Source organism: Croceicoccus pelagius, from assembly GCF_001661915.1.
GTDB classification, from domain to species: Bacteria; Pseudomonadota; Alphaproteobacteria; order Sphingomonadales; family Sphingomonadaceae; genus Croceicoccus; species Croceicoccus pelagius.
This window is the reverse complement of sequence record NZ_LYWY01000003.1, coordinates 1-22586: the sequence shown is the minus strand read 5'-3', so window position 1 is coordinate 22586 and position 22586 is coordinate 1. Positions and strand designations below refer to the sequence as shown.

The window sequence follows — 22586 nt, the reverse complement described above, 5'->3', positions numbered from 1 at the left end:
CTTTCTTTTGAAACGAAAACCGGAGAAAAGCACCGGCCTTGGGATTGCTGAATTGGGTCCAGCATTTGCGGCACTAGAACAATGACTTTCGAGGTTGCAGCCCTGATTGCCGAGTTTGCCCCATATATCGGCCTAGTCCTTCTGTTCGGCATCTTCGCGGCTTTCGCGATAGAGCGGCAGCCACCGGTTGTGATCGCGGTCGTCGGCGGGCTGGTGATGGTGGCCCTCGGATTTCTGCCTACGGGCGAATTGCTCGGCGTCTTCAGCAATCCGGCACCGATTACGATCGCGGCGATGTTTGTTCTTACCGGCGCACTGCTGCGCACCGGCGCGCTGGAGAGATCTCGGGTTGGGTCATCCGCAGAACCCTGCGAAAACCGAGGCTGGCCGTGGCGGAAATCGGCGGCGGTACGATCCTGGCATCGGCCTTCATGAACAACACCCCGGTCGTGATCGTGATGATCCCGATCGTGCAGCGGCTCGCCCGCGTTCTGGGAGTGGCAGCGACGCGATTGCTGATTCCGCTCTCCTACATCTCGATCCTGGGCGGAACGTTGACCTTGATCGGAACCTCGACGAACCTGCTGGTGGACGGCGTCGCCCAGCAGCAGGGTCTGGACGCGTTCGGCATCTTCGAAATATCCATGGTCGGCCTTTGCGGGGCCGCGGCGGGGCTCGTGCTGCTGGCCCTGACCGGGCAGTTCCTCTTGCCCGATCGTACCGCTCACGCGCTCGATGAACAGCGCGAAAGCGACACGTTCCTTTCCCAGCTCGCGCTGATGCCGGACAGTCCGCTGGTTGGCCGCAAAGTGAGCGATATCGGCTTGTTCCGAAGGCCGGGTCTGCGGCTGGTGGGGATCCAGCGTGGCCGAAAGATCGAACGGCGCGGCTTTGCGGACTGGTCTTTGACCTCGGGCGATCAACTCGTCATCGCGGCAAGTCCTGCCGAGCTGGCCTCACTCGCAGAGGCGCATGATTTTCGCACCGGCCTGATGGGTGTCGGCGGCGGCGTGGCAACCGCGGGCGCAGATCGCCCAGACGACTTGCGCCTGATCCAGGCGGTCATTTCGCCCTCGCACTCGGTGATCGGTCGAAGACTGGCCGACATACCTCTATTGTCCCGCCTGAAAGTCCGCGTGCTCGGGCTTGCGCGGCCGCGTCATCTGGCGGGACCGGATCTTGCCAATGTGCGTGTAAGGGCTGGCGACCGGCTGCTTATCGCCGCAGGCAGCGACGCCGCGCTGGCGCTTCAGGGAAACATCGATCTGGCGGATGTCAGCGAGGCGCCCGTCCGCGCCTTTCGCCGCGCGAAGGCGCCGATCGCGATCGGTACGCTTGCCGCCGTCGTTGCCCTGGCGGCATTGCTGGGCTGGCCGATAGAGGCGCTTGCGCTGACAGGTGTGGGTGTCGTCCTGCTGTTGCGTTGCATGGAGCCGGAAGAGGCCTGGGGCTCCATCGACGGGAATACGCTCGTGCTGATTTTCGGGATGCTGGCTTTCGGGCGCGGCCTTGAAAATGCCGGTACGGTAGATCTGGTGGTGACCAGCCTTCAGCCAGTGCTCGCCACCCCGTCGCCGTTCGTTTTGCTGATCGCGATCTACGGCGTGACAAGCCTTTTGACGGAGACAGTCACCAACAATGCGGTCGCAGTCATCATGACGCCCATTGCGATCGGGCTTGCAAGCTCGCTCGGAACCGATCCACGGCCGCTCGTGGTCGCCGTGATGTTCGGGGCCAGCGCCAGCTTTGCAACGCCGATCGGATATCAGACGAACACGCTTGTCTATGGCGCGGCGAATTACCGTTTCACGGATTTCGTCAAGATCGGCGTGCCGATGAACATCGTCGTCGGCATTGCCGTGTGCTTTGCGATCAGCTGGCGCTACTGAACGGCGCCTGTAACCTCGATTTGCCGCTTGATTGGCCTGGCGGGCAGATTAAATCTGGACGCCTCCTGCAAGGACCGCCGACCGATCCATGACCATCATCGCCGCCTATGATTACCGCGACGGCCGGCGCTTTCGCGAAGTAGATTTAGGCGAGCCGCAGGTACACAAGCCGGGATCTTTCGAATGGGTGGGCCTGTTCGAACCCGATACCGAAGAACTGCGTAAAGTGGCGGTGCGTTACGGCCTCCATGACCTGGCGGTAGAGGATGCGCGGTCGCTCGCGGGCCTGCCGAAGATCGAGGTCTATGGGCGGCAGCTTTTCCTGAAGGCGCGGACGCTGACCCTTGGCGGCGCACAGATCACATATGGGGCGACTTCGTTCTTTCTTGGTGAGGATTTCATTGTCACCGTTCGCCTGGGTGCGAGCGAGGGCCATGCCAGCCTTCGCGACAGGATCGAGCAAGACGCCGCGCTTTTGGCCCAGGGCCCCGACTACGTGCTGCATGCGGTCCTCGATCTCGTAATCGACGGCTACTTTCCTCCGCTCGACCGGATCGGCGAGAAACTGGATCATTTCGAGGAGCGCGCGCTCGATGGCGGCCTTGATCGTGAGCACACGCGCGAGGTGTTTTCGATGCGCCGCCAGTTGCTGCGCCTGCAGCGCCAGCTCGTGCCGATGGAAGAAGTCTGCGCCAAGCTGGCACATCTCGACCTGCCGACGATCGGCCACGAGATGCGGCCCTATTTCCGTAGTGTGACCGATCATGTCCGCCGTGCCGAATCCCTGACCAGGCTGCAGCGCGAAGTTCTGGGATCGGTCATGGAAACCAGCGCCCTGATCGAGCAGCAGAACCAGAACGCGATCACGCGCCAGCTGGCCGCATGGGCCGCGATCCTTGCGGTGCCCACGGCGATCGCGGGCATTTATGGCATGAATTTCGAATTCATGCCCGAACTGGAAAGCCGCTGGGGCTATCCGGCCATCCTGTTCGTGATCTTTTCGATCAGCATGTGGCTGTGGTTCCGCTTTCGCAAGCTGGGCTGGCTGTGACCGCCCTCGGCCAAGGCGTGATCGCGGGCGTCCTCCGCCCACTTTTGGCGTTCGCACTGCTGCTGGTCAGCGCCCAGTCGGCACTGGCCACGCCCGGCCCCGACTATCAGACTTTCGGTGTTCGCGGTCCGGCGGAGATAGCGGCCCCGGCGATATCGGCGATGGACTGTATCCTGTCGCCGGTTCGTACAGAGGCAGCCTGCCGTCTCGCCCCCCTTCCTACCGGAACGGGGCCCAGCCCTGTCCGGATCGTTCCGCTCGTCATACCGGAACGCGCCGCCTCCGGCAGCAGTCAGGACGCCTGCGCGTGCCTGGCACCGCCCGATCATCTGCGCCCGCCGCTGCGGGCACCTCCTTCTTCCGTCTGATGCAACGGCCGCGCCGATGCGCGGCACGCTTTCCTAACAGACGGAAAATACAGAAATGAACGAATTGAACACGGCCCCCGTCGGGGCCGGACCGCGCTTGCGCGCGCAGGAACTGCTGGCGAAATACCCCGACCTTGCCGAGACCGAAAAGGCCGAACTCGCCGTCATCTTTCGAAAGCAGCTGTCGGCGATGGATCAGGCGCTGATCGCCAGTGAAGAAGAGCTTTCGGTCCAGTACGCCACTTTCAAGCGCACCGAGTTGAACCGCCTGACGCCGCGGGACATCTTGAATGCGGCGATTTTCGTGGCGCTGACCGCAGGGCCCATCGCGGGGGTCGCCCTCTACTACAGCACCTGATCGCGAGGAGAGCGGAAGGCGACAGCGTTTCGCCTTCCGCTCTCTCGTCCGGGAACGGTCGGGCGAGCCTTACAGCTACTGCCTCCGGACCACGCGGCATCAAGGAACAGCTTATTTCCCGGAAGCGGGATCGCGCGGCGGATCGTCCTCCTCGCCTTCGCGGATGCCCTTGCGGAACTGGCGGATGCCCTTGCCGAAATCCCCCATCGTTTCCGACAGGCGACCCCGTCCGAACAGGATGAGGGCGACGACCATCACGACGAGCCAGTGTGACAACGAAAAGGAACCCATCACCTATTCTCCTGACGAATGCGGTTGCGAAAGGATCGGCGGAACCGGCTGTGACGGCGTGTCGCTGTCCAATTCCTGCACTTCGGTCAGACCGCGTCCGACGTGGCTGTTGCGCCGCCCGAACAGGACATAGACGACAAGCCCGATGGCGCCCCAGACAGGCAGGACCAGCATCGCTTCGAACGGAAGGTTCACGAACAATGCCCCGCAGCCGGCGACCGCCAGCGGTGCGATGACCCACACCATCGGAACGCGGAACGGACGGTGCCGTTCGGGATCGCGGCGGCGAAGCACGAGCACCGCGATCGACACCATGAAGAAGGCGAAAAGCGTACCCGAATTCGAGATATCAGCGAGCTGGCCCACAGGGAGCAGCGCAGCGGCGACAGCGACGAAAATCCCGGTCAGGATGGTCACTACGTGGGGCGTTTTCCAACGGGGATGCACCATGGCGAGCCTTTCGGGCAACAGGCCATCGCGCGCCATGACGAAGAAGATGCGGGTCTGTCCATAAAGCATCATCAGGATCACCGAGGGCAGCGCGATATTGGCCGCGATGCCGACGAGATCGCCCGCCCAGCCGTAACTGATGGCGCGCAGGACGTGGGCCAGCGCCTCGTCAGAACAGACGAGAGGTACTTCGCCTCGCGCGGCGAGCGCGCTGCATTGGCTGGCGAATTCGGCCGATCCGGGCTGAACGCCCAGTGCTGTGGGCTGCGCGCCGACGGCACCGATCGCGCCCATGGTCACGAGCAGGTAGAACGTCGTGCAGATCGCAAGGCTGCCGATCAGGCCGATGGGCACGTTGCGTTGGGGGTTTTTCGTTTCCTCGGCCGCCGTGGATACCGCGTCGAAACCGACATAGGCGAAGAAGATCGAGGCGGCCGCACCGACGACGCCCAAGCCGCTGGTTCCCTCCGGTCCGAACCAGCCATTGGGCATGAACGGCGCGAAATGCGCGCGCTCTGCGGCCGGCAGGGTCAGCGCGACGAAAAGCGTCAGCGCGGTCACTTTCACCACGACCAGCACCGCGTTGAACATCGCGCTTTCCCTTGTACCGACGACCAGAAGCGCCGTGACGGCCAGCGCCACCACGATCGCGGGCAGGTTGACGATGCCGTGGCTGAAATCCACGCCCGTCAGTGACCAGGCCGGCCCTGCCGACAGCTACTGCGGCAAGGCAAGTCCCGTCCAGCTTTCGACCAGTCCCATGAAATAGCCGGACCAGCCCACCGAAACGGCAGAGGCGGCAACCGCATATTCCAGGATCAGTGCCCATCCCACTGTCCAGGCCAGCAATTCGCCCACCACCGCGTAAGTGTAGGTATAAGCCGAGCCCGATACCGGGACCATCGAGGCCAGTTCGGAATAACACAGGGCCTCCAGCGCACAGACGCCGCCCGCGATCACGAAACTCCAGATCATGCCCGGCCCAGCCTTTTGCGCGGCTGCGGCCGTCAGCACGAAGATGCCCGTGCCGATGATCGCGCCGACGCCCAGCAGCATCAACTGTACCGGGCCAAGCGAACGTTCGAGCGAATGTCTATTTGCCGTCTCCAGGACGGAATCCAGTGGCTTTATCCTATGACGCATGGCCGTTCTTTCGAGGAATGCGAAGCCGCCGGGCGTGCCGGTTTCCCGTCAACCGTCGCAGGTCGCGGAGAGAGAAATCGTGCAGCTCGCAAATGGATAATGACACGTGAGTTTTCGCCTTGGATCAACAACCAAGCCGCCGCCCGTATTTCGCCCGGGCACGTGCCATCGGCGTGAAATATTCCGGTGCGCGAACCGCCACCAGCCGGTTTGTTTCCGGCACCGACGACACGATGGAAAATTGCGCCCAACCGAGGGAATCGCCATTGGTGCATTCACGCTGGCAGTGAATATCCGGGCATGGCCATCCGGCCACAATCGGCGATTGTCCCGCCGGATCAACCGTTTGGCCGAGAGCCCCCGTCAGGTAGCGAGCTTCTTCGCCCGGCCCTGTCTGTCACCGAATCGAACGTTGAGGTTCGACCCTCAGGTGGCTTTCTTCAAACGCCGGTTGCGCTGGACCATGTTCAGCATCTCGACACCAACCGAAAATCCCATCGCCGCATAGATATAACCCTTCGGCACATGGAAGCCGAAGCCATCAGCGATCAGGACGAGGCCGATCATGACGAGGAATGCGAGCGCGAGCATCACCAGCGTGGGGTTCTTTTCTATGAATCGAGCAAGCGGGTCGGCCGCGACCATCATCACGCAAACGGTGATGACGACGGCAGCGACCATGATCGGGATCTCGTCCGTCATGCCCACCGCGGTCAGAATCGAATCCACCGAGAAGACCAGATCGATGGCGATGATCTGCGCGATGACCGCTGCGAAACTGGCCTTTACCGCGTCCCCGACACCTGGCGTCTTGTCCAGCAGGTCGCCCGAATTGTCGGCCGGTTCCATCGAGTGGTGGATTTCCTTGGTGGCCTTCCACAAGAGGAACAGACCGCCGGCAAGCAGGATCAGGTCGCGGCCCGAAAAAGCGGTTTCGAACGTGGATTCGCCATACTTGTTCGGTGCGCCGCTGATGCCGAGGTCGAAAAGCGGGGTCTGCAAGGTGACGATCCACCCGATCAGCATCAGCAACCCGATACGCATGACAAGCGCCAGCGACAGGCCGATGCGCCGGGCGCGGCTCTGCTGCTCCACCGGCAACTTGTTCGAGAGAATGGCAATGAAGATAAGGTTGTCGACCCCAAGCACGACTTCGAGCGCGATGAGCGTCAACAGCGCCAGCCATGCGGCAGGGTCCGTCAACAGGGCCAGCAGATCCATTGGGTGCACCTAGTCTCTGTGTGAAAGAGCGGCAATGCGGATGCCGCCAGCGGATTTCGGATAATTGTATTGGAATATCGCGGTTTGCAAGCTTTTCGCGATGCGTCTGGTTTGCTGGCGTCGGTTGGCGAACACGGGCGATTCAAGATCGGCCGAAGCATCCTGCCGCAAAAAGATGCGATCCAGCCGCAGCCCACGCTGTTTCGCATTGCACGGAATCGAGTTCTGCAACATGCGACTGCGTGAACTTCGGGTGGTCCGAAGACGCGAGGGCGGCCGCAAGCACGGTTAGCCCCGGACAATTGCACATTATGGTCGCACCGCATCGTTTCGGTTCCGGCGAGTATGAATGACACGCGCGGACAAGCATCGCCCCGGCGAAACGGTCGAGCGCGCCTGCACCTTGTCGTTCTCGGCCCTGCGCTCATCGTCATCTCGCCAATCGCCGGGCTGTTGCCCGGCCCCGGCGGCGTATTCGTACTGGCGGCGGGCGTGGGACTTTCGCTGCGGCATATCAAGGTCGCGAAGCGAACCTATGTCCGCATCAAGCGGCGCTGGCCGCGTTTCGGCGAGCTTTCCGACATGGGCCTGCGCCGCCCCAGCCATTTCAGGCGAAAGCACAGGAGACGCCTTCTGGACGAAGGCGGATCCATTCCGGAGTGAGGGGGCAAAACCTTGCGCCGAAGCGGCATGAACTCTGAAAGACTTCATCTGGCGATCTGGCAGGCGGCGATCGCATTGGCGATCTACGGCCTCAGCATCATCGTCGGCATCGTCGCGGCGCTGGCCTTTGAGTCCTCGCCGCTCCTGCTCGTCATCACGATCGCGACAGCGATTGCCTGCTGGATCGCTCTGGCCTTTAACTGGCGGGGCATGTCGCGCACGCAAACGCTCTGGTTCGCAAGGTACTTGTGCGTGTTCGTCGTGGGTCTGATCGGGCTGGACGTGCTGATCGCGATCGCATCCTATGAATAACCATTGTCGCTCGGCGCGATCGGGGTCATCAATCGGCCCTGACCGTGATGCTGACGCTTGCGGAGTGTTACCGGTATGACATCAAGGGAAACCACGGCGCTTCGCGCGCTGAACGACGAAAGCCAGGCTTACGAAGCCGGCTGGTCGGACAGCGCCTATCGCCTGTTATACGGTGCGATCGGATGGCCTTGGCTGCTCTATAGCCTTTGGGGCGGTTCGAAGGCGAGCAAGCGGCGACTGCTAAGCCGCTTGGACCTGCCGGACGATGCCCTGCCGAACTTGGGAAGCTGGAAGGCAGACACGACTTTCCTGCACCGGATCGTCGATACGATCGAAGCGCAGCGCCCCATGACCGTTGTCGAACTGGGCGCAGGCGCATCGACGCTCGTCTGTGCAAGAGCGCTCCAGATGAACGGCGGCGGCCAGCTGCACAGTTTCGACCAGCATGCCCAGTTCGTATCCGCCACCAACGAATGGCTTCAGGATTTCGGGATACGGGCCCATATCCGGCACGCGCCGCTCCGCACCCGAATTGGCGACTGGCCCGGCACCTGGTATGAACTTGCAGACGTTCCCCATGCGATAGATCTTCTGATCATCGATGGTCCGCCATGGGCGGTTCACCCGTTCGTTCGCGGTGCCGCAGAAAGCCTGTTCAATCGGCTTTCCCCCGGCGGAGTGATCTTGCTCGACGATGCCGCGCGCCCCGGGGAGCGCGTGGTTGCGCGGCGATGGCAGGCCCGTTGGCCGGATATCGCTTTCGAACGGCTGCCGGGGGGCAGCAAGGGAACGCTGCTGGGGCGCAGGAAGGGCGCGGGCAATGTCTTGGCTTTCTGCGAAAGGTCACACCGGAAAACTTCGTCCGGCTGGCGAAAGGCGGCGGCGGTGCTGGCATTGCTGGCATCGGGATGGGTAGCGCATGATCTTGCCGGGGACCTGACGCGACCTGCCCATGCGGCCAATTTTGTGGACGACGCGAATGCATCCTATTCGACCAGTCTCGTGCGCCAGGCGATGCGATCCCAAGTCGAGACGGATGTTCTCGATCGATCGGAAATCGCGCGATCGACCGGCATAGTCTTGCCGGGCATCCCAAAAACCTGGCGCGTGAATGACGTTCAGGTCTTCCCATCGAACGGAGGCAACTCTGTCGCGCTGGTGCTTCATACCGACCGACTTGAACGGGTGGTGCTTTACGCGCGTCGGGCCGAAACACCGGCAGAAGCCGTGCCGCTCACCGAAAGCCGGGAAAATCGCAATCTCGCCTATTGGGAAACCGGGCCGTTCGCCTATGCGTTGACGGGAGAAGTAGAGCCGTCGCGCATCCTCCTGCTGGCTTCGGCAATGGCTTCGATGCAAGCAAAAAGCGAAACCGCCGCATAGCCGCCTCTCTCTGGCCTTAATCGAGTAGCTGAAGGCCACGTGGCCATCCGGTCATTTCACATCGTCCTTAGCAAATACGACATTCCGCTCTGCTGCTGCAGACATGTGCGCCCCTTGTCACTATGCTTCTACGGGGTAGAGCCCCACTCGATCATGTTCGATGGGATGATGGGCATGGACGGGCTGTTGCCCAGGGCCGTGTCGTTGGCAGCGGACGAATATTTCTCTACCAGTTCTCAATCGCATGGAGAAGAGCCGGACATCACCCGCGAAAAGTCCGAACTTGCCAGCGTGCCCGGTGCCAGGCTGGATCAATCGACGCGAGTTTAAGTGAACCGCGGGCCGGTGCCTATATTCATGACAACTGTTGCACCTAAACCGGACAATAATGGGCACTCCAATCATTGGAGAATTTCCGTTCCCCTGCCCTGCTGATATCCGCTTTGCGCCCCATTGCGGACGTTCGGGCCCTCTTAGAGCAACCTGAAAGCGGACTGGCAGCCTAGCCTTGGTTATAGGCTTCCCCAATGTCCGATCATGGATTGAAATTTGTCGATACCGCTGTCGATCGAAGAATGAAGCGGCGTTCCGTTGATCCTTGCATAACCAGCGCTATTTATCTGTGATGAGAAGATCGTTGACGAAGGCAACGCCAAATTCGCGTCCATGGATAGTGGTTTTGATCATAATGAATGGGCTCCTCTTAGCTGCAACAGTGTCGTTACTCTTCAACCAGTCGGCTCCGGTGGCCGAGCCACGGATGGTCACTCCGCGTGGAGATCTAGCTGCAGATGAACGCGCCAATATCGACCTGTTCCGCAATGCCCGAGAGTCCGTCGTCTTCATATCGACACGGCAGCGAGTTGCCGATTTCTGGACACGTAATGTCTATAGCGTCCCGCGCGGGTCGGGTTCGGGCCTCGTATGGGATGAGGCAGGTCATATCCTTACTAATTATCATGTCATCGAGGGTGCATCAGAAGCGCAAATACAGCTTGCTGACGGTCGCCAGTTTTCCGCCACACTGGTGGGTACGAGCCCACAGCACGACCTTGCTGTTTTGAAGATCGGCGGTGCAGGTTTCACAGCGCCCGCTCGGGTCCCCATAGGAACGAGCAATGATCTGCAAGTCGGGCAGAATGTCTTCGCGATTGGAAACCCGTTCGGCCTAGACTGGACCCTGACTAAAGGGATCGTCTCGGCACTGGATCGCTCGCTGCCTAATGAGAACGGCCCCGACATTCGCAACCTGATCCAGACCGATGCGGCCATCAACCCAGGCAATTCGGGCGGTCCGCTGCTCGATTCAGCGGGCAGACTGATCGGGATCAATACCGCAATCTACAGTCCCTCGGGGGCATCGGCAGGCATCGGTTTTGCCGTACCGGTCGACACGGTCATGCGGGTTGTGCCGCAACTGATTTCTGAGGGGCGCTATACGCGACCCAGCCTTGGCCTTGAAAGCGATGACGATATCAACGACCGGCTCAAACGTGCTTCGGGGATCGAAGGTGTTTTCGTACTGCGGGTCGATCCCGGGTCCTCAGCGGATCGCGCCGGTCTGATTGCAGCGCAGCGCACTAGGGGCGGCGTAGCTCCTGGGGACATCGTTACCGCTCTGAATGGCAAACCTGTGTCCAGAGTGGGCGATCTGCTCGCCCGACTTGACGACTTTCGCGTCGGACAAATCGTCGAACTCACGCTGATGCGCGGCGGCGAAGAGCGCATGGTCAGGCTTAAACTCGAACCGGGAATCTAATTTACCAAGATGGGCCGGTCCCATTGGTGAGACCGGCCCTCTCAGCGGCCATGAGGCTCAGGCCGCCTTGTCTTCAGTCAGCTGCGGCGTGTCGTCATTGCCATGCTTGCTGCTTCCGATGGCGATCTTGCGTGGCTTGAGCGATTCCGGGACGATCCGCTGGAGCGAAATCGTCAACATGCCGTGCTCATAGTCCGCATCGCGCACTTCGACATAGTCGGCCAGCTGGAACCGGCGCTCGAACGCGCGCGCAGCGATACCGCGATGCAAGAAATTCACACCGTCTTCGTCTTTCTCGTCTTTCTGACCGGAGATGACGAGCTGGTTCTGCTGTGCGGTGATGTCTATTTCGTCCGGACGGAAGCCGGCCACCGCCAGAGTGATCCGGTAGCTGTCCTCGCTGGTTCGGACGATGTCGAAGGGTGGGTAGCTGTCCTGCGTCTCAGCACGGAAGCTGTTTTCGAGCGCATCAAAGAGCCGATCAAAGCCGACCGTCGAGCGGCGATAGGGGGTCAAATCAAATGCAGTTCTCATTTCCAAATCCTCCTTGTTGAGCAATCTGGGCACGAGAAGCGTCAGCGAACGAAAGAGCTGACGCCCTAATGTCCAACCGGACCCATTATGGCATCCGGTATTAACGAAATTAGGAAATGCGCAATTGATTTCAAGACCGGATAAAATTTTTTATCTTCGTGTTTTCAGTATCTTGCAAGAGAAAACCAGGCACACCGATACAGGTGCGCCTGGCCTTCTTCCAAGAGAGAATATGTTTGGTTCTAGTCCGTTTACGCGGTCAGCCGATCGCTGCTCGCGTGATCGGAAGCCCAGCTTCGCATCTGGTCCTTGAGCGCCAGTTTGAGCTTCTTCAGGCGGGCAATCAGAACTTCGTCAGGCTTGGGTCGTTTGCTTTCCAGCCGGATTTCGTTCTCGAGCCGAGCATGTTCGCGTGAAAGATAGTCCAGATACCTGTCGGTCATTATCTCCTCCTCTCTCATTCGACCGATTTTCTGACAACGCCATTTTCGGAGACTGCCCCTCTCAAGAGGGCGTGTGGAGACGCTAGGCAACACTGCCGCCAGCCGTGCGTGGAGGTTGGGAGAGCGCAGCTTGATGCCGCGCTCTCCTCACCCTGTTAGAAGTCCATCGCCGGCATCGGTGCGGGCGTGTCTTCCTTGGGCAGTTCGGCCACCAGCGCCTCGGTGGTGATCAGCAGCGAGGCAACCGAAGCAGCGTCCTGCAGCGCAGTGCGCACCACCTTCGCCGGATCGATGACACCCGACTTCACCAGATCTTCATATTCGCCGGTCGCGGCGTTGAAGCCGTGGTTATAGTCGTCGCCTTCGAGCAGCTTGCCGACGATATAGGCACCGTCCTCACCCGCGTTCTCGGCAATCTGGCGAGCCGGGGCGCGCAGCGCACGGCGCACAATGTCGATACCCGACTGCTGGTCGTCATTGGCGGCCTTTAGGCCTTCGAGCGACTTGAGCGCGCGGAGCAAGGCGATACCGCCACCCGGCAGGATGCCTTCCTCGACGGCCGCACGGGTTGCGTGCAGCGCGTCGTCGACACGATCCTTGCGCTCCTTGACCTCGACTTCGGTGGCACCGCCGACGCGGATGACGGCAACGCCGCCAGCCAGCTTGGCCACGCGTTCCTGCAGCTTTTCACGGTCGTAGTCGCTGGTCGTGGTCTCGATCTGGGCGCGGATCTGACTTACCCGGGCGTCGATGTCGGCCTTGTTACCGGCACCATCGACGATGGTGGTGTTGTCCTTGTCGATGATGACCTTCTTGGCCCGGCCGAGCATGCCGATCGTGACATTTTCCAGCTTGGTGCCGAGTTCCTCGCTGACCACATTGCCGGCGGTGAGGATGGCAATATCCTCCAGCATGGCCTTGCGGCGATCGCCGAAGCCGGGTGCCTTGACCGCCGCGACCTTGAGGCCGCCGCGCAGCTTGTTGACCACCAGGGTAGCCAGGGCTTCGCCTTCGACATCCTCCGCGATGATCAGCAACGGCTTGCCCGACTGCACGACCTGTTCGAGCAGCGGGATCAGCGCCTGCAGGTTCGACAGCTTCTTCTCATGGATGAGGATGTAGGGATCCTCGAGTTCCACCTTCAGCTTTTCGGCGTTGGTCACGAAGTAGGGCGAGAGATAGCCGCGATCGAACTGCATGCCCTCGACCGTTTCGAGCTCGGTTTCGAGGCTCTTGGCTTCCTCGACCGTGATCACGCCTTCGTTGCCGACTTTGTCCATGGCTTCAGCAAGGATGCGACCGACGGTTTCGTCGCCATTGGCGGAAATGGTCGCGACCTGTGCAATTTCGCTGTTGGCGGACACCTTCTTGGCATGGCTTTCGAGGTCCTTGACCACGGTGCCGACGGCGAGGTCGATACCGCGCTTCAGGTCCATCGGATTCATGCCGGCTGCAACCGCCTTGGCACCTTCGCGCACGATGGCCTGGGCAAGAACGGTGGCGGTGGTGGTGCCATCACCCGCCTTGTCGTTCTGCTTGCTGGCGACTTCGCGCAGCATCTGTGCGCCCATGTTTTCGAACTTGTCCTTGAGTTCGATTTCCTTGGCGACAGTGACGCCATCCTTGGTGATACGAGGAGCACCGAAGCTCTTCTCGATCACCACGTTGCGGCCCTTGGGGCCGAGAGTTACCTTGACCGCATTTGCAAGCGTATCCACGCCGCGGAGCATGCGATCACGCGCATCCGACGCAAACTTTACTTCTTTCGCAGCCATCTAGCCTGCTCCTTTCTCTTCTTTCGATTGAACCGAAGATCGGGTTGGTTGCTTACGCCGCCTTTTTGAGCTCGGCGGCAGTTTCGATGATACCGAGGATGTCGCTCTCCTTCATGATGAGCAGGTCCTCGCCGTCGATCCGCACTTCGGTGCCGGACCACTTGCCGAACAGGATGCGGTCGCCCGCCTTGACGGCGAGTTCCACCAGCTTCCCGGCATCGTCACGCGCCCCCGGGCCAACGGCGACGACTTCGCCTTCCATCGGCTTTTCCTTGGCGGTGTCAGGGATGATAATGCCGCCGGCCGTCTTTTCTTCGGCCTCGATACGGCGAACCAGCACGCGATCGTGCAAAGGTCGGAAATGCATGCATAACCTCCATTACAAAGCGAAATGACTTACAGCGCCTCCCCCGGATGATCGGCAGGAGGCATTTCGCGATCTAGTTTTGCTGGAAACGGCTTCAAGAGGTCCAAATCAAATTTTTTGGCACTCGCCGATTGCGACTGCCAATGGGCGCTTTCCGGAGGCCTATCAGGGTCTTGACGGTCTGAAATCGACTCACAAAATACGCCGAGCGGAGCAATCCGCAGTGAGTGACCAGCGGCAAGGCAGAAAGGAGGATTTTCCTATGTCGCAACCATTCGCACGATATTTGCATCCATTCGATGTGGCGCATCATCCAGCGCTTGAGCCCGAAGTGAAGCGAGCCATTCTGGCTTCCTGGGAGTCAGATCGGCATGCCGTCGAAAACCAGCCGGCGATGCGCCAGCCCCCCGAATTGGGTCCGGCTTCCGTTGACGATGTATTCGCGGCGCTGCGCTCGCTCGACGGCCCGGACAGCCAGCCCACACTTCAATGACCGACCTCGCTTTGCTGGTTCAGCTGGAAGGGTACGGGCTGACGACGGCTGAGATCTGCTATTTCATGCCGGATCACCCTTCGCTCCTGCAGATCTATGCTTGGCAGGAATACGATGCAGCACCGGATTTCCCGGTGCTGTTCGATTTCCTCGCGCATTGGCGGCGAGAGATTGAGGCGGAGATCAGGTCAGTCCGTATCGCACACGAAAAGATGATCCGGCCAGCGAGCTGGCGTTCGGCGGATAGCGTGATCTCGTGGGACTAGCAGAGCCGTGTGATTGAGCTTGCTAATCCGGACGCGTGCCAATGGAAGCAAACTGCTGACTGGTAAAATCTGAAAACCTTCGGCCAATTGATAGGCAGCTTTTCGAGTTTCCCCCACTGAAAGCTGCCAGTCGATTTTCGGCCCCTAAACCGACATCACTGACGGCAAGCGAGCTCTCTAAGGAAGTCTCAATATTACTATTGCGAATTAATAGCAGAAAGGTTAGGCGGCGGCAAATCTCAAGGGAGCTTTGAATGTACCGCTATCTGGCCGGCGCACTTGCGCTGGCACCGCTTTCGCCCGCCTTTGCCCAAACCATCGATCCTGCAGGAGCGACATCTTCCGACACAGATGGTGAGGATACGATTGTCGTCACCGCCGCTCGAACGCAGCTCCCAGCCAGCGCGCTACCACTGACCGTAGACATTATCGATCGCGAAGCGCTCGAAAGGCAGGTCCTAGTTTCTGGCTCGACGGTCGACGCAGTCTCCGCGCTGTTGCCGTCTTTTTCTCCGACGCGGGAGAAGCTGTCCGGTTCGGGGGAAAGCCTGCGCGGCCGTGCGCCGCTTTATGCGATCAACGGCATTCCTCAGTCGACGCCTGTCCGAGATGGTTCGCGCGACGGCTACACGATTGACCCGTTCTTCATCGATCGCGTTGAGGTCATTTACGGTTCGAATGCACTTCAGGGGATCGGAGCGACAGGTGGCGTGGTGAACCAGGTAACAGTCGGCGCGCCCCGCGAAGACGGCGTTTCTTTCCGCACACTCTCCCAGCTCACATTACCCGATGGCTTCGATGGCGAAGGCATTGGCGCGAAAACCGGCGCGTTGGTTGGCTATCGCGCCGGATCGCTCGACGCCAGCTTTGGTGCCACGCTCGAGAAGCGCGGAGCGTTCTTTGATGGCTCGGGAAATCACATCGGCGTCGATGGCACCCAGGGTGAAATCCAGGACAGCGACAGTTGGTCGGTCTTCGGTCGCCTCGGCTACGATCTCGCGAACGGTGCCCGATTTGAAGTTGTCGCAAACCGGTTCGAACTCGAAGGCAATGCAAATTACGTTTCCGTTTCCGGCGATCGCTCGGCCAACATCCCTTCCACTAGCGAACGTGGCGAAACGCCGGGCGCGCCGCCTTCGAACACTGCCGAGCTTATTTCGGCTTCATTGACCGATCCCGACCTCGCTGGCGGTACCTTCGTGTTGCAGGGCTTCTATAGCCGCACCAGCGACGTCTTCGGCGGCGGTGTATTCGGGACATTTCAGGATCCAGCTATCGATCCAAGCGGGACCCTCTTCGATCAGTCGGCGAACCGCTCGCGCAAGCTTGGCGCGAAGGTCAGCTACGAACGTGCGCTTCCGGGTTTTGAAGACCTCGTGCTGACGGCCGGATTCGATGCGTTGTTCGACCGTACCGCGCAGTCTCTCGTGCAAACCGATCGCGTTTGGGTGCCCCAGAGCGATTTCCGCAGCTTGGCTCCCTTCCTCCAGGGCAATTTGGCCTTGGCCGATGGAGTGGTGCGTCTGGCAGGCGGTCTTCGCTACGAAAATGTCGAACTCAATGTGGGCGATTTTTCGACGCTCGCCAGCTACGGATCCGTGGATGTCGAGGGTGGCTCACCATCGTTCGACGACGTGCTCTTGAACGGCGGTGTTATCATCGAGCCGATCGACGGCCTGCGGGCCTACGGAAGCTATGCCGAAGGTTTCACCATCGCTGACGTCGGCCGTATCCTGCGAGGGATCACCCAGCCGGGGGTCGACGTCGACGATTTCATTTCCCTTGAGCCCGTGGTCTCGAACAACCGCGAGCTGGGGCTCGAATGGGATCGCGGCGCTATCAAGGCATCGGCCAGCTACTTCTGGTCGTCGAGCGATTTTGGATCGCTTCTCGTCCTGCGCAACGATGTATTCGAGGTCGAGCGCCAGCCGATCGAGATCCAAGGCTTCGAGGCAAGTCTCGCATGGCAGACCCCGATTACCGGGCTTTCGCTTAGCGGGGGCTACGCGGCGCTTGAAGGGCAGACCGATGCCGACGACGATGGCCTCATCGACGAGGACCTCGACGGCGCGAACATTTCTCCCGACCGCGTGAATTTGGCAGCCGATTACACCTCGGGACGCTTTAGCGCTCGGGCGCAGGCGCGCATGTATCTCGAGCGCGAGTTCAACGACGCTTCGACGGCTACCGATTTCAAAGGCTACACGCTGCTCGATGCATTCGTTTCGTATCGTGCGGACTTCGGAGAAGTTTCGCTGGCCGCCCAGAACCTGACCGACAAGTTCTACGTCACCTATGATAGCGATACGGTCCGTGTGACGGACAACAGCCGCTTCTTCTCCGGCCGCGGGCGCACTTTCACCTTGAGCTTGCGCAGCGAATTCTGATGAAACTTCTCTCGCTTCTGCATCGCTGGACAGGCGGCCTGGTCGGCTTGGTTCTGGCTGTGATCGGACTGTCCGGCACAGTTCTCCTATGGGAAGACAGCTGGATCCTGCTGGACGGTGCCAATGACGCACCGGCCAGCAGTCCGGCCGAACTGGCCAAGGCGATTGAAGTTGCCGTTGAGACCGCGCCCGGGCTGTCCCGCATCACGTTTGCTAGCGAAGAGATCGGATTACACCAGGCAATCTATTTGGACGGGAGCGGTGCTTACATCGCACAAGATGGGACCGTTATCGATCGCTGGTCGGGGATCTGGGAGCGGCCCGAACTGTGGTTGTTCGACCTGCATCACTATCTGCTAATGGGTGAGTTTGGAAAAACCATTACCGGTGTTTTGGGTATCATCCTGTTGGCGTTCACCATCACAGGGGCGATCCTGTGGTGGCGTACTAGAAAGACCTTCCGGTTCCGCTTATGGCCGGCGCGCTATACGGCTAGCGCAATCGTCAGGCATCATCGCGATCTGGGAGTAGTAGGATCGCCCTTGCTGCTCATCGCAGCAGCCACGGGCACAATGATGGTGTTTCCGGCGATCTCTTCCGTGTTGCTTTCACCGATCGCTAATGCCGATGCCAAGCCTGAACTTCCGAGTGACCTCGCGTCAGTCAGCGAAAGTACCGATTGGGCAGTTGTCATAGCCAACGCTCAATCAGCCTATCCTTCGGCTGCCGCCCGTCGATTGATGATGCCCGCCGCGCCCGGCGAACCCATTGCCATTCGCTTCCGCCAGGACTTTGAGTGGACCCCCAACGGTCGAAGCTATGCATGGGTCTCGCCGGAAGGAGGATCCATCGTTGCCAAGGATGATCCGGCGATGGGTGATGCAGCTTCTACCGTTGTCGAGAAGCTCTACCCGATACATGCCGCCAAGGTTGGCGGATTCCTATGGCGGATCGCAATGACCTTTGCCGGGTTGGCTCTTGTGCTGTTGGGTCTCCTTGCGAGCTGGTCTTTCTGGAGGGGTAAATTCAGCAGTCGCTCGACGAAGTTCCTGAGCCCAGTAGAGTCGGCGAATTAAGTCGATCCGAGGCTCTACAATTCCGATGTCCGCTTTGGGCATTTCCAGAGCCAACTCCGGTCAGTCCGCAATCGGCCCAGAAGCCGAAGTTCGCCGGAGGTTGGCGCTAAAGTCGTCCCTACGCGTGAACACCCGCGTCAACGCTCTCGATAAAACTGATGACTGCGGAGCCTAGGCCAACTTTCACAAGTTGATCTGCGGTCTTGCCGTTAAAGCCGGGGATTGGAAAATGGGCACACCACTCGCATGCCTCAGCTTTCGACGCGAAGCGCGGCTCGAGGATGGCGATGATCTCGTTCTTCGTCATATCGACTTTTCTGCCCCGCAACCGTCGGGATTAACCGCGCTTGTAATTGACTTTGAATCTAACAATCCGAGCCGCGGTGAAAAGCCCATTACGTTTTGCTAAATCTGATTGAGTGATTTCCCCATTCGCAAGAGCCTGGGCATCTGCATCACGCTGCGCCTGCTTCTCCTTGCGGCGCGCTTCTGAATCTAGTTTCGAGCGTTCGACCATTGGGTATCTCCGATGCAGATCGATATGCCCAATCCAACGACCGCTGGCTAGCGTTGGCAGATCTCATCTCACAATGCACATCGTTAGCCGAAGATTATGCCGTCTGTTTTGCTACGTTGCATGCCAAAAGCGGACCTTCTCCTGCTCTTTGAATCGATACATTGTTGATTTCCACTGAGAGCTGACCCGGGAGGGGCATAAATTTCCACTGAGAATTGACCCATGTTCTGATCGTTCTCCTGGCTTGCAGGTCGGGAGATCCTGGAGTGATCGACATGACGTTACTGAGTGTAATTCGACGCTGGCATTTCCGGCAGCACATCCCGATCCGTGAGATTGAACGGCGCACGGGATTGTCGCGCAACACGATCCGCAAGTACCTGCGGGCGGATACGGTGGAGCCGAAGTTCAAGGTTCCCGATCGCCCGAGCAAGCTGGACCCGTTTGCCGAGAAGCTCTCGGCCTGGCTGAGGATCGAGGCCAGCAAGTCGCGCAAGCAGCGACGCACGGTCAAGCAGATGCACGCCGATCTCGTGGCCTTGGGATACGCCGGTTCCTACAACCGCGTGGCGGCTTTCGCGCGGACCTGGAAGGCGGACCGCCAGCGCGACGCCCAGACTATTGGACGCGGAACTTTCGTCCCACTGGTATTCCAGCCTGGCGAGGCGTTCCAGTTCGACTGGAGCGAGGACTGGGCCATGATCGCCGGCAAGCAGACCAAGCTGCAGGCCGCACATACGAAGCTGTCGCACAGCAGAGCCTTTATCGTCAGGGCCTATCCGCTCCAGACCCATGAGATGCTGTTCGATGCCATGACCCAAGCCTTCCGGGTGCTGGGCGGGGTGCCGCAGCGTGGAATCTTCGACAACATGAAGACCGCGGTCGACAAGATCGGCAGCGGTAAGGCCCGGCAGGTCAACGCCCGCTTTGCGGCCATGGCGAGCCACTACCTGTTCGAACCGGAGTTCTGCAATCCCGCCGCAGGATGGGAGAAGGGTCAGGTCGAGAAGAACGTTCAGGATGCGCGGCGGCGACTGTGGCAGGCCCATGGTCCTTCCGGGCCTGCCTTCCCGGACATCGATGCGCTCAATGCCTGGCTCGAGGAGCAATGCATCGCGCAGTGGGGAGAGATTCCGCATGGCGTGCTGCCCGGCACCATCGCTGATGTGCATGCCGCCGAACTCGCGAGCCTGATGCCGCTGGGGCGGCCCTTCGATGGCTTTGTGGAACACACCAAGCGGGTGTCGCCGACATGCCTGATCTCCTTCGAACGCAACCGCTACAGTGTCCCCGCTTCCTTCGCCAATCGGCCGGTAAGCCTGCGGGTCTATCCCGAACGCATCGTCATTGCCGCCGAGGGGCAGATCCTGTGCGAGCATGGGCGGATCATCGAACGATCCCATGATCAACCGGGACGGACGATCTATGATTGGCGGCACTATCTCGCGGTGATCCAGCGCAAACCGGGAGCCTTGCGCAATGGCGCCCCCTTTACCGAGATGCCGGAGGCATTCCGGCAACTACAGGGCCAGCTTCTGAAGCGCTCCGGCGGCGACAGGGAGATGGTAGAAATCCTCTCGCTGGTCCTGCACCATGACGAACAAGCCGTGTTGTGTGCCGTCGAACTGGCTCTCGAGGCCGGCGTCGCGACCAAGACCCACGTTCTCAATATCCTGCATCGCCTGATTGACGGCAAGGATGGCACGCCGCCCAGAATCGATGCCCCGCAGGCCTTGACCTTGCAGCGTGAACCCAAGGCCAACGTCGCCCGCTACGATACCCTGCGGAATAAGGATCTGCGTCATGCGTCATGACCCCGCCAGCGCCGCCGTCGTGGTCATGCTACGTTCTCTCAAGATGCACGGCATGGCCCAGGCCGTCGGCGAACTCATCGAGCAAGGGGCACCCGCGTTTGATGCGGCCGTCCCTGTCCTCTCCCAGTTGCTCAAGGCCGAAGTCGCCGAACGCGAGGTCCGGTCCATCGCCTACCAGATCAAAGCGGCCAAATTCCCGGCCTACAAGGATCTGGCCGGCTTCGACTTCGCTTCCAGCGAGGTGAACGAGGCCATGGTCCGCCAGCTTCATCGCGGCGAGTTCATCGATGGGGCTCACAACGTCGTGCTGATCGGTGGTCCCGGAACCGGCAAGACGCACATTGCCACCGCGCTGGGCGTTCAGGCTGTCGAGCATCACCGCAAGAAGGTCCGCTTCTTCGCCACGGTCGATCTGGTCAATGCGCTGGAACAGGAAAAGGCGATGAACAAGGCCGGTCAGCTTGCCGACCGGCTGCTGCGCCTCGATCTGCTCATTCTCGACGAACTGGGCTATCTGCCGTTCAGCCCGTCAGGCGGTGCGCTGCTCTTCCACCTGCTCAGCAAGCTCTATGAGCGTACCAGCGTCATCATCACCACCAACCTCAGCTTCAGCGAGTGGGCCGGTGTGTTCGGCGATGCCAAGATGACCACAGCGCTGCTCGATCGGCTCACCCATCACTGCCACATCCTCGAAACCGGAAACGACAGCTTCCGTTTCCGCGCCAGTTCTGCGGCGCCCAAATCTAGAAAGGAAAAATCACCCGCTTGACCCACCGCCCGCACAGCGGGACATAATACCCACCCGGGTCAATTCTCAGTGGAAATTTATGCCCCTCCCGGGTCAGCTCTCAGTGGAAATCAACAAGCTTACGTTATGTTCCTCGTCGGGGCCGGTTTCTCCCGCGATTATCGCTGTAATGGACTGCGTATATGTTGCTGGGTCCTATGACCATACAGATGCCGACGCCGTTAAGAGTACATCTGCGACTGGAAATCGAACCCTTGTCGCTACCGGCGACTGGCGGCCGGAGCTCATCCCTTATCTCAAAGCAGCCGAGCTCATGCCGGCCAGCAACGATCTCTTGGTGACATTGGGCGGAGAACTCGGCATGGCGCGCTCCTTCATGGATCGGATCGAGCCGGATCGCACGATGCTGATCTTCATCGCTGAAGACGCCCCCGGCCCCGAGCGCGACATGGTCCCTAGCGAACGCATCGCCTTCAAAAACTTATTAAACGATGCGCAATCACTGACCCATGAGATTTCTCTGGGCAATGTGATCGGCGTCGCCGAACAAGCGATCTCCTTTGTCAGGGCGTCGAGCTGCGGAGGCGTCTCCGGTATGGCACTAGGCGCAAAATCTCACGCCCTTGCGCTTGCCATCGCCGCTCTATCCGAGAGCCGCCTAGAGGTAGTTGTCAGAGTTCCTACAGGCTACAAAGGCCTCGACGTTGAGCCGTCTGGGCCGATACATCTTTTCGAACTGTCAGACAGGTTCGAACCCTGCAGCTATATTGAAACGTGAATGGCTCGATGTGAGGTGGTGCCGGTTTCCTGGACAGGATGCTAAGCTAATCCCGACCTGATGGATTGGTACGGGAATGAAGACGACGAGAAAGCGCTACAGCGCGGATTTCAAGGCCAAGGTTGCGCTGGAAGCGATCCGGGGCGACCTGACGCTGGCGGAGCTGGCAGCCAAGCACGGTGTCCACCACACGATGATCGCATCGTGGAAGCGCCAAGCCATCGACGGGATGGCAAGCACCTTCTCCGGCGCCGGCGATACGGCCAGGGCCGTCAGCGAGAGCGAGGTGGAAAAGCTGCACGCCAAGATCGGGCAACTGGTCGTGGAGCGGGATTTTTTAGCAAAAGCCTTCGGTCGATGAGCGTGGATCGGAGGCGGGCAATGGTCGAACCTGCTCACCATCGCTTGTCGATCTCGGCGCAGTGCCGTCTGCTGCTTATCAGCCGCTCGTCCTATTACTACGCACCGGTGCCGGAAACGGACGAGACGCTGGCGCTGAT

At 60.2% G+C, this 22586-nt stretch carries 25 protein-coding genes and 2 pseudogenes; 18 read left to right on the top strand and 9 right to left on the bottom strand.

Annotation, left to right across the window (positions count from 1 at the left end):
• Window positions 1-81 precede the first annotated feature (81 nt).
• The 4 genes from A9D15_RS17095 to A9D15_RS00190 all read left to right on the top strand — a co-directional run bounded on the left by A9D15_RS17095 (window position 82) and on the right by A9D15_RS00190 (window position 3666).
• The gene (locus tag A9D15_RS17095) at window positions 82-435 is read left to right on the top strand and encodes a hypothetical protein (RefSeq protein ID WP_308419936.1); all 354 of its coding nucleotides are present in this window, start codon (window positions 82-84) and stop codon (window positions 433-435) included.
• Window positions 390-1889 (top strand): SLC13 family permease, encoded by a 1500-nt coding sequence (locus A9D15_RS00205; protein ID WP_308419935.1) that lies wholly within the window; start codon window positions 390-392, stop codon window positions 1887-1889. The genes A9D15_RS17095 and A9D15_RS00205 overlap by 46 nt, the downstream gene beginning before the upstream one ends.
• 88 nt (window positions 1890-1977) lie before the next feature.
• Entirely contained in the window at window positions 1978-2940 is a 963-nt protein-coding gene (locus A9D15_RS00200; RefSeq protein ID WP_066760640.1) for a magnesium and cobalt transport protein CorA, read from the top strand.
• A 423-nt stretch (window positions 2941-3363) separates the two neighbouring features.
• Window positions 3364-3666 carry a hypothetical protein gene (locus A9D15_RS00190; RefSeq protein ID WP_066760637.1) on the top strand — a complete coding sequence of 101 codons (303 nt, stop codon included), beginning with the start codon at window positions 3364-3366 and terminating at the stop codon, window positions 3664-3666.
• A 111-nt stretch (window positions 3667-3777) separates the two neighbouring features.
• Here the strand turns inward: A9D15_RS00190 and tatA are convergent, their stop codons facing one another.
• From tatA to A9D15_RS00175, 3 genes and pseudogenes are all read right to left on the bottom strand, one after another.
• Complete coding sequence (gene tatA / locus A9D15_RS00185) at window positions 3778-3957, bottom strand: twin-arginine translocase TatA/TatE family subunit (protein WP_066760635.1); 180 nt, start codon at window positions 3955-3957, stop codon at window positions 3778-3780.
• A 3-nt stretch (window positions 3958-3960) separates the two neighbouring features.
• Window positions 3961-5550 (bottom strand): annotated as a pseudogene (locus A9D15_RS00180) (amino acid permease).
• A 426-nt stretch (window positions 5551-5976) separates the two neighbouring features.
• Window positions 5977-6771, bottom strand: coding sequence for a TerC family protein (locus A9D15_RS00175; protein ID WP_066760633.1), 795 nt, complete (start codon window positions 6769-6771; stop codon window positions 5977-5979).
• A 69-nt stretch (window positions 6772-6840) separates the two neighbouring features.
• On the opposite strand from A9D15_RS00175, the gene A9D15_RS16680 reads away from it, so the two are divergent.
• The 6 genes from A9D15_RS16680 to A9D15_RS00150 all read left to right on the top strand — a co-directional run bounded on the left by A9D15_RS16680 (window position 6841) and on the right by A9D15_RS00150 (window position 10888).
• Window positions 6841-7017 carry a hypothetical protein gene (locus A9D15_RS16680; protein WP_172807424.1) on the top strand — a complete coding sequence of 59 codons (177 nt, stop codon included), beginning with the start codon at window positions 6841-6843 and terminating at the stop codon, window positions 7015-7017.
• Window positions 7018-7116: 99 nt separating this feature from the next.
• Window positions 7117-7434: a hypothetical protein gene (locus A9D15_RS00165; RefSeq protein ID WP_066760629.1), complete on the top strand. Its 318-nt coding sequence runs from the start codon at window positions 7117-7119 to the stop codon at window positions 7432-7434.
• 27 nt (window positions 7435-7461) lie between these two features.
• Window positions 7462-7746 (top strand): hypothetical protein, encoded by a 285-nt coding sequence (locus A9D15_RS00160; protein WP_066760628.1) that lies wholly within the window; start codon window positions 7462-7464, stop codon window positions 7744-7746.
• A 75-nt stretch (window positions 7747-7821) separates the two neighbouring features.
• A complete protein-coding gene (locus A9D15_RS00155) occupies window positions 7822-9129 on the top strand; it encodes a class I SAM-dependent methyltransferase (protein ID WP_066760619.1) in 1308 nt (435 codons plus the stop codon).
• 114 nt (window positions 9130-9243) lie between these two features.
• Window positions 9244-9459, top strand: a complete 216-nt coding sequence (locus A9D15_RS16340) for a VIT1/CCC1 transporter family protein (RefSeq protein WP_172807423.1) — start codon at window positions 9244-9246, stop codon at window positions 9457-9459.
• A 307-nt stretch (window positions 9460-9766) separates the two neighbouring features.
• Window positions 9767-10888 (top strand): S1C family serine protease, encoded by a 1122-nt coding sequence (locus A9D15_RS00150; protein WP_229660429.1) that lies wholly within the window; start codon window positions 9767-9769, stop codon window positions 10886-10888.
• A 57-nt stretch (window positions 10889-10945) separates the two neighbouring features.
• Here A9D15_RS00150 and A9D15_RS00145 read toward each other — a convergent pair whose 3' ends face one another.
• The 4 genes from A9D15_RS00145 to groES all read right to left on the bottom strand — a co-directional run bounded on the left by A9D15_RS00145 (window position 10946) and on the right by groES (window position 14007).
• On the bottom strand, window positions 10946-11422 hold the full coding sequence (locus A9D15_RS00145; RefSeq protein WP_172807426.1) for an Hsp20 family protein: 477 nt from the start codon (window positions 11420-11422) through the stop codon (window positions 10946-10948).
• A 251-nt stretch (window positions 11423-11673) separates the two neighbouring features.
• Entirely contained in the window at window positions 11674-11865 is a 192-nt protein-coding gene (locus A9D15_RS00140; protein ID WP_040966136.1) for a DUF465 domain-containing protein, read from the bottom strand.
• Between the two features lie 155 nt (window positions 11866-12020).
• Window positions 12021-13640 (bottom strand): chaperonin GroEL, encoded by a 1620-nt coding sequence (gene groL / locus A9D15_RS00135; protein ID WP_066760612.1) that lies wholly within the window; start codon window positions 13638-13640, stop codon window positions 12021-12023.
• A 52-nt stretch (window positions 13641-13692) separates the two neighbouring features.
• Window positions 13693-14007 (bottom strand): co-chaperone GroES, encoded by a 315-nt coding sequence (groES, locus tag A9D15_RS00130; RefSeq protein WP_066760610.1) that lies wholly within the window; start codon window positions 14005-14007, stop codon window positions 13693-13695.
• A 262-nt stretch (window positions 14008-14269) separates the two neighbouring features.
• Between groES and A9D15_RS00125 the strand changes: the two genes are divergently transcribed.
• From A9D15_RS00125 to A9D15_RS00110, 4 genes are all read left to right on the top strand, one after another.
• A complete protein-coding gene (locus A9D15_RS00125; RefSeq protein WP_066760608.1) occupies window positions 14270-14500 on the top strand; it encodes a hypothetical protein in 231 nt (76 codons plus the stop codon).
• On the top strand, window positions 14497-14766 hold the full coding sequence (locus A9D15_RS00120) for an usg protein (RefSeq protein ID WP_066760605.1): 270 nt from the start codon (window positions 14497-14499) through the stop codon (window positions 14764-14766). Before A9D15_RS00125 ends, A9D15_RS00120 begins: the two co-directional genes overlap by 4 nt.
• A gap of 254 nt (window positions 14767-15020) precedes the next feature.
• A complete protein-coding gene (locus tag A9D15_RS00115) occupies window positions 15021-17153 on the top strand; it encodes a TonB-dependent receptor (RefSeq protein WP_066760604.1) in 2133 nt (710 codons plus the stop codon).
• On the top strand, window positions 17153-18229 hold the full coding sequence (locus A9D15_RS00110) for a PepSY-associated TM helix domain-containing protein (protein WP_066760603.1): 1077 nt from the start codon (window positions 17153-17155) through the stop codon (window positions 18227-18229). The genes A9D15_RS00115 and A9D15_RS00110 overlap by 1 nt, the downstream gene beginning before the upstream one ends.
• A 118-nt stretch (window positions 18230-18347) precedes the next feature.
• Here the strand turns inward: A9D15_RS00110 and A9D15_RS00105 are convergent, their stop codons facing one another.
• Window positions 18348-18536 carry a hypothetical protein gene (locus A9D15_RS00105; protein ID WP_066760601.1) on the bottom strand — a complete coding sequence of 63 codons (189 nt, stop codon included), beginning with the start codon at window positions 18534-18536 and terminating at the stop codon, window positions 18348-18350.
• A 30-nt stretch (window positions 18537-18566) separates the two neighbouring features.
• A complete protein-coding gene (locus tag A9D15_RS16335) occupies window positions 18567-18746 on the bottom strand; it encodes a hypothetical protein (protein WP_156521585.1) in 180 nt (59 codons plus the stop codon).
• A 275-nt stretch (window positions 18747-19021) separates the two neighbouring features.
• Here A9D15_RS16335 and istA point away from each other — a divergent pair, with 275 nt between their 5' ends.
• The 4 genes and pseudogenes from istA to A9D15_RS00085 all read left to right on the top strand — a co-directional run.
• Complete coding sequence (istA, locus tag A9D15_RS00100; protein ID WP_066760672.1) at window positions 19022-20560, top strand: IS21 family transposase; 1539 nt, start codon at window positions 19022-19024, stop codon at window positions 20558-20560.
• Window positions 20550-21329, top strand: coding sequence for an IS21-like element helper ATPase IstB (istB, locus tag A9D15_RS00095; RefSeq protein ID WP_066760600.1), 780 nt, complete (start codon window positions 20550-20552; stop codon window positions 21327-21329). The genes istA and istB overlap by 11 nt, the downstream gene beginning before the upstream one ends.
• An 82-nt stretch (window positions 21330-21411) precedes the next feature.
• Window positions 21412-22086 (top strand): hypothetical protein, encoded by a 675-nt coding sequence (locus A9D15_RS00090; RefSeq protein WP_156521584.1) that lies wholly within the window; start codon window positions 21412-21414, stop codon window positions 22084-22086.
• Between the two features lie 76 nt (window positions 22087-22162).
• A pseudogene (locus tag A9D15_RS00085) lies at window positions 22163-22586 on the top strand (transposase); the annotation flags it as partial.